The sequence below is a fragment of the Enterococcus sp. DIV1279b genome (assembly GCF_050531515.1).
Classification (GTDB): Bacteria; Bacillota; Bacilli; order Lactobacillales; family Enterococcaceae; genus Enterococcus_D; species Enterococcus_D casseliflavus.
Genome location: NZ_CP172891.1, coordinates 1,671,085 through 1,686,141, shown reverse-complemented (window position 1 = coordinate 1,686,141; position 15,057 = coordinate 1,671,085). Strand labels below are relative to the sequence as shown.

The 15,057-nt window shown below is 42.5% G+C and carries 14 protein-coding genes; 1 reads left to right on the top strand and 13 read right to left on the bottom strand.

Going from position 1 to position 15,057, the window contains the following annotated elements:
- Positions 1–6 precede the first annotated feature (6 nt).
- The 5 genes from dnaI to IGI71_RS07790 all read right to left on the bottom strand — a co-directional run bounded on the left by dnaI (position 7) and on the right by IGI71_RS07790 (position 4,228).
- Positions 7–936 (bottom strand): primosomal protein DnaI, encoded by a 930-nt coding sequence (gene dnaI / locus IGI71_RS07810; protein ID WP_005226006.1) that lies wholly within the window; start codon positions 934–936, stop codon positions 7–9.
- Positions 936–2,312, bottom strand: coding sequence for a replication initiation and membrane attachment family protein (locus tag IGI71_RS07805; protein WP_430616295.1), 1,377 nt, complete (start codon positions 2,310–2,312; stop codon positions 936–938). The genes dnaI and IGI71_RS07805 overlap by 1 nt, the downstream gene beginning before the upstream one ends.
- Positions 2,313–2,325: 13 nt before the next feature.
- Positions 2,326–2,796, bottom strand: coding sequence for a transcriptional regulator NrdR (gene nrdR / locus IGI71_RS07800; protein ID WP_005226004.1), 471 nt, complete (start codon positions 2,794–2,796; stop codon positions 2,326–2,328).
- 203 nt (positions 2,797–2,999) lie between these two features.
- Positions 3,000–3,641, bottom strand: a complete 642-nt coding sequence (locus IGI71_RS07795; RefSeq protein WP_005226003.1) for a FusB/FusC family EF-G-binding protein — start codon at positions 3,639–3,641, stop codon at positions 3,000–3,002.
- Positions 3,642–3,889: 248 nt separating this feature from the next.
- On the bottom strand, positions 3,890–4,228 hold the full coding sequence (locus IGI71_RS07790; protein WP_016609515.1) for a hypothetical protein: 339 nt from the start codon (positions 4,226–4,228) through the stop codon (positions 3,890–3,892).
- A gap of 168 nt (positions 4,229–4,396) precedes the next feature.
- Here IGI71_RS07790 and IGI71_RS07785 point away from each other — a divergent pair, with 168 nt between their 5' ends.
- Positions 4,397–5,176, top strand: a complete 780-nt coding sequence (locus IGI71_RS07785) for an ABC transporter ATP-binding protein (RefSeq protein WP_221692990.1) — start codon at positions 4,397–4,399, stop codon at positions 5,174–5,176.
- Between the two features lie 174 nt (positions 5,177–5,350).
- Here IGI71_RS07785 and coaE read toward each other — a convergent pair whose 3' ends face one another.
- The 8 genes from coaE to IGI71_RS07745 form a co-directional block, all read right to left on the bottom strand.
- Complete coding sequence (gene coaE, locus IGI71_RS07780) at positions 5,351–5,944, bottom strand: dephospho-CoA kinase (RefSeq protein ID WP_221692991.1); 594 nt, start codon at positions 5,942–5,944, stop codon at positions 5,351–5,353.
- The gene (gene mutM, locus IGI71_RS07775; protein WP_430616294.1) at positions 5,941–6,783 is read right to left on the bottom strand and encodes a DNA-formamidopyrimidine glycosylase; all 843 of its coding nucleotides are present in this window, start codon (positions 6,781–6,783) and stop codon (positions 5,941–5,943) included. Before mutM ends, coaE begins: the two co-directional genes overlap by 4 nt.
- Positions 6,784–6,798: 15 nt before the next feature.
- On the bottom strand, positions 6,799–9,444 hold the full coding sequence (gene polA, locus IGI71_RS07770; protein WP_005225998.1) for a DNA polymerase I: 2,646 nt from the start codon (positions 9,442–9,444) through the stop codon (positions 6,799–6,801).
- Between the two features lie 124 nt (positions 9,445–9,568).
- Positions 9,569–10,261, bottom strand: a complete 693-nt coding sequence (locus IGI71_RS07765) for a Bax inhibitor-1/YccA family protein (protein ID WP_010748195.1) — start codon at positions 10,259–10,261, stop codon at positions 9,569–9,571.
- Positions 10,254–10,727, bottom strand: coding sequence for a MaoC family dehydratase (locus tag IGI71_RS07760; RefSeq protein ID WP_005225996.1), 474 nt, complete (start codon positions 10,725–10,727; stop codon positions 10,254–10,256). The genes IGI71_RS07765 and IGI71_RS07760 overlap by 8 nt, the downstream gene beginning before the upstream one ends.
- 141 nt (positions 10,728–10,868) lie before the next feature.
- On the bottom strand, positions 10,869–12,203 hold the full coding sequence (murC, locus tag IGI71_RS07755; RefSeq protein ID WP_430616293.1) for a UDP-N-acetylmuramate--L-alanine ligase: 1,335 nt from the start codon (positions 12,201–12,203) through the stop codon (positions 10,869–10,871).
- 114 nt (positions 12,204–12,317) lie between these two features.
- A complete protein-coding gene (locus IGI71_RS07750) occupies positions 12,318–12,782 on the bottom strand; it encodes a SprT family protein (RefSeq protein ID WP_128431929.1) in 465 nt (154 codons plus the stop codon).
- Positions 12,779–14,965, bottom strand: a complete 2,187-nt coding sequence (locus tag IGI71_RS07745) for a Tex family protein (RefSeq protein ID WP_430616292.1) — start codon at positions 14,963–14,965, stop codon at positions 12,779–12,781. Before IGI71_RS07745 ends, IGI71_RS07750 begins: the two co-directional genes overlap by 4 nt.
- Between the last annotated feature and the right edge of the window lie 92 nt (positions 14,966–15,057).

The window sequence follows — 15,057 nt, the reverse complement described above, 5'->3', positions numbered from 1 at the left end:
GTTTTTTTAGGCATCATTTCGTCGATTTTTGCCCGTCATTTGGATTTCTTGTGTCAAGTAACGAATACGCTCCATAATACGTTTGGCTTTTAATGGTTCGGATTCGCCGCGTTGCGTTACTGAAAGATGCTGCTCCAACTCATGCATAGTAAAATTCGAGGTGAAGAACGTCGGGAGTTGCTCTTGCATTCGGTATTGTAGAATCACACCGAAGACTTCATCACGAATCCAACTGCTCATCGCATCTGCACCGATATCGTCCATCATTAAGATTGGGGCTTTTTTCACTGCGTTCAGCTTATCCCCCACCTGATCTTTGCCGATTGCTTGCTTCATCTCTACTGCAAATGTCGGGAAGTGAACCAATGTCGTCGTGTAGCCTGCCTCCGCTAAATCTCTGGCGATCGCGCCAAGCAGATAGGTTTTTCCGATCCCAAAACTCCCCACAAAGTATAGTCCTTTATGAAACTCCTGTGGATTGGCTGTCAACTCACTAATAAAATCAACGGCAGCTGCGATGGCCTCCATTCGGCCAGGCGTTTGCTGATAATCTGCAAAACTTGCTTCTTGTATATCTTTAGGCATATCCATCGCTTTGATGCGACTGCGGATCTCTTCTTGTTTCTGATATGCCAGTAGTTCTTTCGTTGGTACATAGGTGACGTCAATAAAATGAAAATTTAACGCTAAGCGCGGCTCATAACCCGGTGCGATCATGGATGGATCATTGATGCGGAATTTCCGCTTTTCTTGGACGAACTCATACAGTTTCGCATAGCTTTTTTGAATATCTGCTTCGGTCAATACCTCTTCATTTTCGGCAATAAACGCTTTGACATCAGGATCTTGTAAAACCTCTGCCATCATTGCTGAAAACTGATCACGGTAATTGCGTTTATCCAATAGTTTTCCTAAGTTTTTCCCTACATCTTCCATTACTTGTCACCAGCTTTCTTATGCAAGTAGTTTTGCAGTTTTTTATCTAATTCTGCTTGCCGCTCTGGCGTTAATGCTGTCTCTTCCACTGGTTTTTCAGCCCAAGAAGGCAGCTTTTCTTCGCGAATGATTTTTTTGCCGCTGGTTTGTGGTCGGCTGCGTTTTTCCTTGGCACTTCGAACAAGGCTCCGAACATGTTTGATGGCATCTTCTGCCGTGCCAATTTTTAATTCTGACCACTGGGCGGCGATATTGTTCACATAATTTCCTGACAAAGCGGCATTGTTTTGGACCACCAAGACATAATGAACCAGCACATTGATCACACTATTTGGCAATGGTGACCGTTCGACAAGGCTCTTGATCAGCCATTGTTCTGAATCGGTCATAAAACTGTTTTTCTCCGCTTTGATCGCCTTGAGAAAAGCGATCGGTGCATTGTTCTCACTTTCTTGAATCAATAAGACATCATTTTCTGAAAAACCATTCTGTTTTAAGGTATTGAAGCGGCGCAACTGACTTTCCGCTTGGGGATCTTCTCTTTTTGATGTTTTCGTGAATGTTTGTCGTGATTTCTTCATGATGGCTTGTTCCAGCTTCTTCTGGTCGACCTCGCCTGTTGTCAAAGAAACATTGTCCGCCATCAAATCCAACAATTCCAACACATCATAGCCATATAAAGAATGGTATAGAACTAACTTTTGTCGAAAACTTGGCGTGAAATTAGCGGCACGGATATACCGACGCTGCGCTTCATATAAAAGAAAGTCCCAATCCAACTGCTTTTCGTCAAGCACCAAGTTCTCTTTGGTTTCTTGAAAAGAATCACTGACTGCCTGTAACGTTTCTTCATGTGAAGCAAAACGTGCGGTATTTAACCCATAGGCGGCTGAGAAGGATTGAGTCACTTCCTGATAATCGGTTAAAGAACACTGCTTTGGTTGATACAGCTTGACCAGCTGATTAAATTTACGCTCTCCGACTCTTTCCAACAACAGATAGGCATACAATTCATCTTGAAAAAACGCTGCTGGATGGACCGGTTCTTGCAACCAATACAGATACGAGCTCCCGTTTTGAGCATCTGCTTTCTCATAAGACTTTAGCAAGCCGATGCCCTCTAAGTTTTGCTTGGCTTTTATGAAGCGAGGCATTCCCGCATTCATGGCATTCAAGATATCTAGATGCACGGTCGTCATCGACTCCTCGCCAGAAAAGCTTTGGGCTTGGACATCGCTTGCGAGTGTCAAATACAACGCTAAAGCATCACTTTCAATAATTGGTTGATACAAATAAATGAGGGCGTCTTTTCCTTCCGTTGTAAGTGGACGGCTTTTGAACACTTTGTACGATTGATTCGGTAAACTATTGCCCACTTGTTGTCCCCCTCTATTCTTGTGGTTCTTTCGCTTTTTCGACGATGTCTTGTAGTTCTTTCAAGAAAACTGACATGTCTTTAAACTGGCGATAGACACTGGCAAAACGGATATAAGCGATCTCGTCTAAATCAACTAAATCTTCCATCACATACTCACCAATCTGTGTTGTAGAAATTTCATTTTCACCAAGAGCACGAACACGACTTTCCACATGATCGACGATCGTTTCCATCTGATCCATTGTCACTGGTCGTTTTTCAGCAGAACGAATCAAACCCCTTAGGATTTTTTCTCGATTGAATTCTTCACGGGCACCATTCTTCTTAATGACAAGTAGGGGTGCCTCTTCGATACGTTCAAATGTTGTAAAGCGATAGCCGCAATTTTCGCATTCACGACGGCGGCGAATCACACGTCCATCATCGGCTTGTCGACTATCAACTACCCTAGAATTGTTATGATGACATTTTGGACATTGCATAGTTCCACCTCATTTTCTCTCTTATGCGCTTACGTATTTACGTAAAGTCATCGGTTTCTATGATTAATTATAACATGAAATCCGTTGGTACAATAGCCAAAGTGGTTTATTCTGTTCATTTAATACAAAATTTAAATAATGTTATAACTACTGTTTTTTTGAATTTGAAAAAACGGCAGAAATCTTTCTGCCGTTTCATTTCGTTATTTATCTTTCATTTGCAGCAAAGAAACAAAGTCATGCAAATTTGCTGGCTGTTCCATCTGCTGATTGCACCGTTGGCTATCACGGCAAATATAGTTCCCCCGTTTGGTATACGTTCCATCGCCATTGCTTTTCGTCAAAGAAAGAAACATCGAGACATTCCCCTCATGCTGACACAAGGGACAGATTCCTTTCTTGACCTCGGTTGAGACATGACCGTGAAGTCCTGTAAACCCTTCTTCAGTGGCAATGATCATAAACTTGCTTTGACTACCGATATCATCCCAAGAAAGATAGGTGGTCTCTTTTAAATCAACGGAAGCAAAATCAGGTATTTTTAGTTTTTTTACTTTCCGAAACATTTTTTCAATTTGTTTTGTTGTCGGTACCTGAAAGGGTCGGACGTACTCTTTGAGCTCTGTTAACAGCTCATTGCTGCGACTGATCGTCATCCCTGGTTGAAAGAAAGCAGCTAAAATTTCACGTGGCGCTGTTTCTTCTTCAGGAAAAAATTGTTCTATGGCGTCTTTTGTCATCGTTTCAACCGTTTTGATCGTTCGAGGATCATTGACCGATTGATACGTTCGTACTAATTGGTATACTTGATGTTTAATTGAATGAAATTGGTAAGGTTCGATCATAAAAAAGCCTTCTTTCTAATTTTCCGTTTCCTATTGCGGCTGTTCTACTTTCTTGACAGTCGTACACAATGCATAAATAAGCATTTGATGACCACCTCCCAATTTCTTTGCTGCTTTCCATGCGATCTTAATGGATTATAATGAGAGGTTGAGAAATTGTCAACTGTGCAGGTGGTTCTCTTTCAATCTCTCTTTGATCTCATTAACAAAAAATGCCTCGTCTAGAAGACGAAGGCATCCATATTTGTTTATAATTTATCTTCAATTCCTGTGTAATGCTTCAGCTGGTCTGCATCCCGTCGATCATTCGAAGAAATTTTATTTGCATCGGGATTTTCAGCTCGCAATAGTTCTTCGCTGCTGACATTTTCAGGGGTGGTTCGATCATTGCGGGCATCACGCTCATCATTTTGATCATCTAGTTCATTGACTCGTTTTTGATCGTGCTCTTTCTTGATTTGACCTTCTTGTGCTTGTTCTTTCCCAGAGTGGGCAAGTTCTTCATTGTTGGTCCACTCACCGATTTTTTCTTTGGCTTTGCCAACGATCACATCTTTTTCATCTTTAAAAGTACCCATAGTTATCATCCCTCCTGTATACTTTCATCATAACAAGCATTCTGATTTCTGACAAAAGATATGAATACGATACCAAACAGTCAGCAAAATGTTTTTCTTTATGCTATAATATGAGCGATTATTTTCTGAATATTCTTACAACTGGAGGTGAAGAACCTATTTAAGGTTCGACAATAGATGACAATCCTCGATTTCCAACAGGTTTCATTCGTTCGCGACAAGAACTATTTATTAAAAGCGATCAATTGGCAAGTGAAAAAAAATGAGCATTGGGCGATTTTAGGTCTGAATGGTGCTGGCAAAAGTTTATTACTCCAAATGATCACGGGAAGTTTATGGCCTTCTTCTGGTCAACGAACGGTCTTAGGTGAGCGTTACGGAAAAACGTCTGTGCCCGATCTTCAACGGCGCATTGGTTGGGTCAGTTCAGCGCTGCAAAGCAAGTTTTATGGTCGCGATCTTGCCGAAGAGATCGTTCTTTCCGGGCTTTATTCCAGTATTGGTCTTTATGAGTCCTACGAAGAAGAGCAGCTGATCCAAGCAAAGGAGCTTTTGACTGACTTAGGTTTGTCGCATTTGATCCATCGTTCCTATCATGTCCTTTCGCAAGGGGAAAAACAATTTGTCATGATCGCACGTGCCATGATGGCACAACCAGAGATCCTCATTTTGGACGAACCTTGTACGGGCCTTGATTTATTTGCGCGAGAAGAACTGCTAACCCGTCTGCAGGCTTTTTCACAGCTGCCGAATACGCCGACTCTTCTTTATGTTACCCATCATACGGAAGAGCTACTACCGATTTTCACTCATTTGCTGATGTTAAAAAACGGCAAAGTCCACGCCGCTGGTCAACGAGAGACGATTTTTACTGAGGAGGTTCTCACCTCTTTTTATGATCAGCCGATCGTTCTTCACCCCTTTTCCAGCAATCGCGTGATCGTGACCCCAAAATAAATCAGGGCTGGTACTTTGATATTTAACCATTCATAAACGATCGTCTTACTTTCCAAACCAAACAGTTTCCGACATGTTTCAGCGCCAGTTGTTTTTTAGAAATGATAGGGCTAGGTTTGCTATTGAAAGACAAATAGCAGGTTCCCTTTTACTGAAGGGAACCTGCTGTCTTATCTATTTGTTTAAGGATGCTAACCAATCATCGATCTGCTGATTGAGTTGGGCGATCGTTCCTTGATTATCAAAGACAATATCGGCCCGTTGTTTCTTTTTCTCAATGGAAAGCTGACTGTCGATTCGTTGTTGCGCTTCTTGCTCACTCAGTTGATTACGTGCCATCAACCGCTCTTTTTGAAGCGCTTCTGGCACATAAACGACTGCGGTTTGATCCATGTATTGGTCGTAGTCGGCTTCATATAACAAAGGAATGTCAACGATCAACAAGGGCACTTGCTGCTTTTTTTCTTCGATCTGAGACAAAATCTCTTGTCGAATAAATGGCGACAGCGTCTGATTCAGCAAGCGACGTTTTTCTGGATCATTAAATATCAGGGCACCGAGGGTTTGCCGATCCAGGTGTCCGTCATCGGTCAAAATCTGCGGACCAAAGGCTTGCGTCACCGCCTGCAAGCCCTCCGTATTCGGTTCAACGACTTCTCTGGCGATGATATCGGCATCAATAATCGGTAAGCCCAGTGAGCGAAAATGCGCGACTGCGGTACTTTTCCCAGTGGCGATCCCGCCAGTGACCCCTAAGACAAAGCTCATTTGCTGGACCTCACATGCAATTTTTGGCACTGAGGACAAAAGTGCGTCCCCCGTTGGGCAACTTTGGTCTTGACGATTGGTGTCCCGCATCGCTCGCAAGGATTGCCCGTTTGGCCATAGACATTTAATGACATTTGGAATTTTCCTGCTTCGCCCAACGCATTGAGATAGGTCCGAATGGTTGTCCCCCCTGCTTCAACGGCGCGTTCCAAGACATCGATGATCGCTTGATGCAACACGTTGGCTTCTGCTGGAGTTAGCGAATCTGCTGGTTGTTCAGGATGGATCTTCGCTTGCCATAGCGCCTCATCTACATAAATATTGCCCAAACCAGTCACAAGTTTTTGATCTAACAAAAGGGGTTTGATGGCTTTTTTAGACCGCTTCAATCCTTGTTCAAATGCTTCCAATAAAAACAATTCAGGCTTAGGCTCAGGACCTAATTGCATGATGCCTTTATAGGCTGCGCTTTGGTCTTTATCCACTAAAGTCATACGACCAAATTTTCTTACATCATGGTAATTTAACTGACTGCCATCTGTAAAATGGAAAATAACATGCGTATGCTTATCGACAATCGGGTCTGACTCAAAATACTCGTACTTGCCTTCCATTCGTAGATGAGAGATCAGATCATAATCTGTCAATTTAAAAATCAAAAATTTTCCACGTCGTTCAAATTTTTCAAACCGTTGCCCTTTCAACAGTGCCGAAAAGATCGGCACTTCAGGACTTTCGATGATTCGCGGCCAAAGGATCTCGACCGATTCGATCGTTTTATTTAAAACAAGTTTTTCAAGTCCTTTGCGGACCGTTTCAACTTCTGGTAATTCAGGCACCTCTGTTCACCTCATTTATTTTGCATCGTACCATGTTTTGCCCCAATTGCTGTCTGTCAGTAAAGGGACATGCAATGCAACGGCTTGCTCCATCACTTCTTTCACTAAAGCGTCAAGACGAGGCAATTCAGATTCAGGTACTTCAAAGACTAGTTCATCGTGTACTTGCAGCAGCATCGTTGCTGCTAATTTTTCTTCTTTCAAACGTTTCGCCAAATCGATCATGGCAATCTTTAAGATATCCGCCGCACTGCCTTGGATCGGTGTATTGATGGCGGTTCTTTCCGCAAAAGTCCGAATATTGAAATTGCGCGAATTGATATCAGGTAGGTAACGACGGCGATGATACAAGGTTTCAACGTACCCTTTGTCCTTCGCCTCACGAACCACATCCTCCATATACGTTTTCACACCAGGATATTTTTCAAAATACGTATCAATGTATTGTTGGGCGGCTTTTCTGGTGATTCCTAGATTCTGGGATAAGCCATAATCGGAAATACCATAAACGATACCGAAGTTGACCGCTTTGGCTTGACGACGCATATTTGGGGTCACATCTTCTGCTTTTTCGATACCAAAGACTCGCATCGCTGTGCTTGAGTGGATATCTTGACCTTCGATAAAGGCTTCTTTCAAATGGGTATCATCTGAAATATGTGCCAACACTCGTAATTCGATTTGAGAGTAGTCAGAAGAATAGATCACCCAATCAGCTTCTCGTGGCACAAAGGCTTCACGGATCTTTCGACCTTCTTCTAAACGAATCGGAATGTTTTGCAGGTTCGGATCGACAGAACTTAATCGACCAGTTTGGGTCAAGGTTTGTACATATCGTGTATGGACTTTGCCATCCCCTTGGATCACTTTTAATAAGCCTTCTACATAGGTTGATTGGATCTTAGCGATTTGACGATAAGTCAAAATGTCTTCAACGATCGGTGCTTGCTCTTTTAGTTGTTCTAACACATCGACTGCTGTCGAATAGCCAGTTTTGGTTTTTTTGATGACTGGTAAGCCCATTTTTTCAAATAAGATCACACCCAATTGTTTCGGTGAGTTTAAATTGAAGGTTTCACCAGCTTCGGCATAGATTTTTTCTTCAATTTCATGCAACCGTTGCGCAAATTCGCCCTTCATCTGATGCAAGCGAGACGCATCCACTTTGATTCCAGTAATCTCCATATCAGCTAAAATCATTGATAAAGGCAATTCCATTTCTTCAAATAGCGCTGTTTGATTCTTCGCTGCCAATTCTTCCGTAAGCTTTGGTGTTAGGTTCGTAATCGCTGCTACTTTACGGGCTAAATGAGCAAAGAAGTCTTCCTCATCCGCTGGCAGACCTTTTTTCGCTCCTTTTCCATAAATCGCTTCATCCGATTGGATCGCATCATAGCCATAGTGAGCGGCAACACCTGCGATGTCATTATTCGTATCATTCGTGTCTAAAAGATAAGCTGCCAATAAAACATCAAAAGCGATTCCTTTTGGTGCTGTCGTGTATCGGTTTAATGCCACGTACGTGCGTTTGGCATCATAGACGAATTTTTTACGTTCCTCGTCTTTTAACCAATTGGTAAAGACTGGACTTTCAAACAATTCTTCACGATTGCTGACATAAATTTTTTCTTGATTGCCCCAAGCAACACCGACGATGTCTTCCAAATGATAGTTATCCCCCATCATCTCGACATACAATGCTGTGTCTCCTTGGAACATATCTTCTGTAACTTCTTCAACGACCGAAAATAAAATGTCTTCCATCTCAACTGGTTCAGCTGTAATCTGCAACTTCTCTAAGAAGCTATTAAAGTTCATTTCTTGGTAGAATGGCACCAATTTCTCTAAATCTTTGCCTTCATATTTCAGTTTGTCGACATCGACCTCAATGGGCGCATCCACATCGATGGTTGCTAACTGTTTTGAAAGAAAGGCGATCTCACGGTCATTGATCAGGTTTTCTTTCATCTTACTTTTTTTCATTTCATCGATGTGTTCATAGATCCCCTCAACGGAGCCATATTCCTTCAATAGCTTGATGGCTGTCTTCTCACCAATTTTGGTGACACCAGGAATATTATCGGAAGCATCGCCGGCTAGTCCTTTCATGTCAATGATTTGTAAAGGCGTTAGGCCGTCATATTTTTCAGCCACATGAGCGGGCGTATAACTTTCAATTTCGCTAACTCCTTTGACCGTAATGTCAACTTTCACGTGCTCCGTTGCCAGCTGGGTCAAATCGCGATCGCCAGATAAAACGACGACATCAAACAGCTCTTTGTCGACTTTATTTGCCAATGTGCCAATGATATCATCGGCTTCATAGTTATCTAATTCGTAATATTGAACACCTAACGCGTTGATCAATTCGCGAATGTAAGGCATTTGTTCTTTAAATTCCCCAGGGGTTTTTGAACGTCCGCCTTTATAGTCTTCATACATCGCTGTCCTGAAGGTGGTTTTTCCAGCATCAAAAGCCACTAAAACATGTGTTGGCTGTTCTTTTGCCATCACATTTTCAAACATAGTATGAAACGCATAGATGGCATTTGTGTGCAGCCCATTGGCATTTTTAAACCGTTCTAATGAATTATGCAACGCAAAAAACGCGCGAAAAGCCACACTATTTCCATCAACGAGTAGTAATTTATTTTTTGGCATTTGATTACTCCTTTTCTCAAAAAGTTCCTCTTTATTCTATCAAAGAACGGGCACAAAAGCGATGAATTGCTTTGTTTTCTCTCTCATTTTATACAAAAAAAAGGCGAGTTTCCTCGCCCTTTTTTTAGTTGTTTTTTCCAAAGATTCGCAATAACGCAAGGAATAAGTTGATAAAGTCCAAATATAGTTGTAATGCCATGAAAACGGCCACTCCTGTATTTGCGCCACCATTCGTTGCGAAGTATACATTGCGGATTTGCTGATTGTCATAGGCGGTGATCCCCATAAAGACAAAGACGGTCACGATCGATAAGAAAAAGTCAACCGGTTGACTGCGTAAAATAAATACATTCAAGAGCGTCGAGATGATGATCCCGATCAACAGACCATAGCCGATACGACCAACTACACTTAGATCCCGTTTGGTCATGATCCCAAATGCTGACATGACACCAAAAGTGACAGCTGCTGAAACAAATGCTCCCACGATCGATCCAAAGTCATAGATCATCAGTGTCACAGACAAGGTCAATCCATTCAAGAGCGAATAGACTAAAAAGCCAGCAACGGTCAAGGACGGATTTTTCTGCGCCTTCACCCCTAATACAATAACTAGAATGATCTGTAAGATCCAAAGACCAGTAAACCCTAGCGGAAAGTTGTCAATAAATTGCAGGGTTTGCGCTTGAAAGACTTCCCCAAATATATAGGCTGAGATCGCACTGATCGCAAGCCCAACGCCGAAGAATAAATACACTTTTGAATAAAAGCGATTTAAGCCTTGGGCTTGGACGGTTTCATTATTTAAATTATTCATCTTGTTGTTCCTCCTCATTTTCTGCTACTGCTTTTGGCGGCTGGACCATGACCACAGCATCTAAAATACGATGATCTTCTGTGTTGATCGCTTCAACCGAAATAGTTACCACGTCTTTCATTTTATCCACTTTGATCACTTCGAATTCAAAGGTCAACGTTTCATAATGATATACAGGTTCAATAAAGTTTACCGAAAAATTGACTACATGAGAGCCAGGACCAGGCAAATGTTTCGATACGGCACTGGTAATGATCCCCATCAACATAATGGATGGTACGATGGGACGCTGGTACTCAGTTTTTTGTGTGTAGTCATGTTGTATATACAAAGGATTGGCATCATTAGTCAGCCCTAAATATAACAGCAGTTGATTGTCTTCGATCGATTCTGTTAAGGATAACGAATCGCCTTCCTCGATATCTTCAATACTTTTTCCTATTTTTCGCGGTTTCCCTATATTCAAAATTTAATTCCTCCAAAAAGAATAGTTTCATCTGAGTATATTCTATCAGATGCCGACAAAAGTGCAAGTTCGCGGTGCTGCTTTTGCAAAAACTTCAGATGTAAAAAACTCTTGCAGCAAACACGCCACAAGAGTCTTTGATTACAATACGTTACGAGTTGTATTGCTTAATAGTTTTTCATAGGCTGTCTCAAATTTTTGCACATCGCCTGCTCCCATGAAAATCACGACAGCGTTTTGATGATCCAATAGCGGAGATACGTTCTCTTCTTTGATCACAGTTCCGCCTTTTTGAATTTTCTTGCCTAGATCTTCAATTTTAACATCTCCTCGTGATTCACGAGCAGATCCAAAAATGTCACATAGATAGACATGGTCTGCGAGATCCAATGCTTCCGCAAATTCATCCATCAAAGCGATCGTGCGGGTAAAGGTATGTGGCTGGAAGACAGCAATAATTTCTTTCTCTGGATATTTTTGACGAGCGCCATCGATCGTTGCTTTGATTTCTGCAGGATGGTGGGCGTAGTCGTCCACGATCGTCATATCCGCCACGATTTTTTCGCTAAAGCGGCGTTTCACTCCAGGAAATGAAATCATCTCAGCAGCAACTTCTTTCATATCCAATCCTTCTTTGTAAGCCACAGCGATCACACTTAATGCGTTGTTGATGTTGTGCTGACCAAACGCTGGCAAGACAAAATGGCCAATATTTTCACCATGGATAAAGACGTCGAACTCTGAACCTTGGGTGGTGCGTTCAATATTTTTTGCTTGGACATCGTCGTTATCGTTGACGCCGTAATAGTAGATTGGGACATCGGCTTCAAGTTTACGCAAGTATTCATCATCACCAAAAGCAAAGATGCCTTTTTTCACTTGACTTGCCATCGATTGAAAGGCTGAGAAGACATCCTCGATCGAGTGGAAGTAGTCTGGGTGATCAAAATCGATGTTGGTCATGATTGCATAATCCGGTGAATACGCTAAGAAATGACGACGGTATTCACAGGCTTCAAATGAAAAGAATTCCGCATCAGGTTCCCCATGACCAGTCCCATCGCCAATCAAGAAACTTGTTGGACGGATGCCGCTTAAGACATGAGAAAGCAATCCTGTCGTACTGGTTTTCCCGTGAGAACCGGTCACCGCAATACTCGTATAGGGCTGAATGAATTGGCCAATAAAGTCATGATAACGAGTAACTTCTAAACCAAGTTCTTTTGCCCGTACGATTTCTTCGTGGGTGTCAGGGAAAGCATTCCCTTGGATAATGACCATTTCTGGTTGAATGTTTGCTTTATCGAAAGGCAACAATTTGATCGCTGCTTTTTCTAGATCACGTTGAGTGAAGAAATATTCTTCCACATCAGAGCCTTGTACTTGGTAGCCTTTTTCGTGCAGAATCAAAGCCAATGAACTCATACCGGAACCTTTGATTCCAACAAAATGATGTATTTTTTTTTGATTTTCCATTATTATAATCCTCTTTTCTCAAATCCGCGTCGTAAAAAAACGCGTGTATTGACAAATATCAGGTTGTCACACGACCTACATTATCATACAAAATGAAAAAAATAGCAACGAGTTTTATTTTTCGACTTGACTTTTCTCATCATTTCCTATTTCTAGCAAACGTCCACGACATTTTCCACAAACATATTTTTTGATATCCACACGTCGCTGCCGCCGAATCTCGCAGCCGCAATTTTGGCATCGATAGCGATGTTTGGCTGTCCTTTTGGCAGGAGGTGCATAACGCAAGCCTCCCGTTCTTGCCAGCAATGCTTTAAAGGCAGGATCTTGGTGACGGTGACCAAGACCTGCTAAGTGCAAATGATAATGACACAATTCATGCATGATAATGCCGATAAAAACCTCCATCCCGTGTTCTGTGAGCATGGTTGGATTGAAATCCAAGTGGTGATCACTTAGATGGTAGCGGCCACCGGTTGTTTTTAAGCGAGAATTAAACACCGCTCGATGCGTGAATGGTTTGTTGAAAACAGACAGCGACAGCTCTTCCACCAAATGCTGCAGTTCTTGTTGGGTCATTTTGCATTTCCCGGATCGACCATGGTTAAACTGATACGGCCTTTTTTGACATCTACTTGCTCGATCCAAACGGTTACGACAACACCGACGGAAACAACGTCTTTCGGATGCTTTACAAACGAACGGCTCAGCTTCGACAAATGCACCAGTCCATCTTGTTTGACACCGATATCGACGAAAGCACCAAAGTCGATCACATTTCGAACCGTTCCCTTCAGTTCCATTCCCGGTTTTAGGTCCTCCATACTCAACACATCTTTACGCAATAATGGCGCTGGCATTTCATCACGCATATCGCGTCCAGGCTGCATTAACGCCTTTAGGATATCCGTGATGGTTTCTTTACCGACTGACAATTTTGCGGAAAGCTCCGCTGGGCGTAGTTGGGCAAGTTTCGCTTTATTTTCTTCCATTTGCTCTTTCCCTAGCTCCGCTAAAGAAATACCCGCGATCGCCAAAATTTCTTTGGCAGTGTCATAACTTTCTGGATGGATCCCGGTATTGTCCAAAATGACTTTTCCGCCAGGTATCCGCATAAAGCCGATCGCCTGTTCATAAGCTTTTGGTCCTAAGCGAGGGACTTTTTTCAGTTGATTCCGCTGCGTAAATACACCATTTTCTTCTCGATAAGTCACGATATTTTGAGCAGTGGTTTTATTTAAACCAGCTACATGCTGCAAGAGTGCCGCACTTGCGGTATTGACGTCAACGCCAACTTGGTTGACAACAGTCTCAACAACAAAATCCAATTGTTCAGCGAGGCGTTTTTGCGAAACGTCATGCTGGTATTGTCCGACGCCCACGGATTGTGGATCAATTTTGACTAATTCTGCCAAGGGATCTTGCAGACGGCGGCCAATACTGATAGCGCTGCGTTCTTCCACTTGCAGATCAGGGAATTCTTGACGAGCGATCGGACTGGCAGAATAAACAGAAGCGCCTGCCTCATTCACGATCACATAATATACTTCTTGATCGATCAATTTTAATTGTTCAGCGACGAATTGCTCTGATTCCCGACTCGCAGTCCCATTACCGATTGCGACCATCTCGACTTTATAGGTTTGTAATAAGCGACGAAACGCTGGTCCGGCAGCTTCTCGCTTATTCATAGGCGCTGGTTTATGAGGATAGATCACTTCGATCGCTAGTACTTTTCCAGTCTCATCAATGACGGCTAGTTTACAGCCTGTACGATACGCTGGATCAAAACCTAAAACGACTTTGCCCTTCAATGGCGGCTGCAGCAACAGATTGCGAAGATTTTCTCCAAAAATCGCAATTGCTTGTTCGTCAGCTTTTTCTGTCAATTCATTGCGGATCTCTCGTTCGATGGCTGGTGAAATAAACCGTTTCAGCGCATCAGCAGCTGCAGCTTCAACAAAACCGGCTGCGGGTGAATCCCTATTCGTGATCAATTTGCGACGTAGGTAATCCATGATTTTTTCTTCATCTGCCACAAGGGCGACCTTCAAGATGTCTTCTTGTTCCCCACGATTAGTGGCTAAAATTCGGTGGGATACCATCTTATTGATAGGATGCTGGAAATCGTAATACATTTCATAAACGCCTTTTTCATCTTTTTCAGCATTTTTGACCGTGCTTTGATACAGTCCTTTGTTTGTGTAATAGCTGCGGATCCAACTACGAAACTCTGCAGTATCACCAACGCCTTCTGCAATGATCTCGTGCGCGCCTGCTAAGGCATCTTCTACAGTAGGAACAGCATCACTGATAAATTCGGCCGCTTTTTCTTGAACGTCACCTGCTTTTGGGAAGCTTAACAGCCACTGAGCAAATGGTTCCAAGCCGTTCTCTTTGGCGATCGTCGCTTTGGTGCGTCGTTTTTGTTTATAAGGACGATACAGGTCTTCGACGGCCTGCATTTTTGTCGCAGCTAAAATCGCCTGTGATAGTTCAGGCGTTAGCTTTTCTTGTTCTTCTATCAAACGCAAAACCTCTTGCTTGCGTTTCTCTAAGTTTTCTAAGTACTGGTATCGCTCTTCAATTTCTCGAATCTGAACTTCGTCAAGTCCATTCGTCATTTCTTTACGGTAGCGGGCAATAAAGGGGACGGTATTTCCTTCTTGCAATAACTGCAACACCGTACTGATTTGTTTTTGGGTAAAAGCGGTTAATTCTTGTTTTACTAAATCAAGTACCTCTTGATTCATTTCTGCCATTTGTTCTCACCTTTCCTTTGTTGCTTTTGCTATTTTAACATAAAAAAGACAGCCATTGAGCGAACAAGATTGCACGAAAACAATGTTGCTTT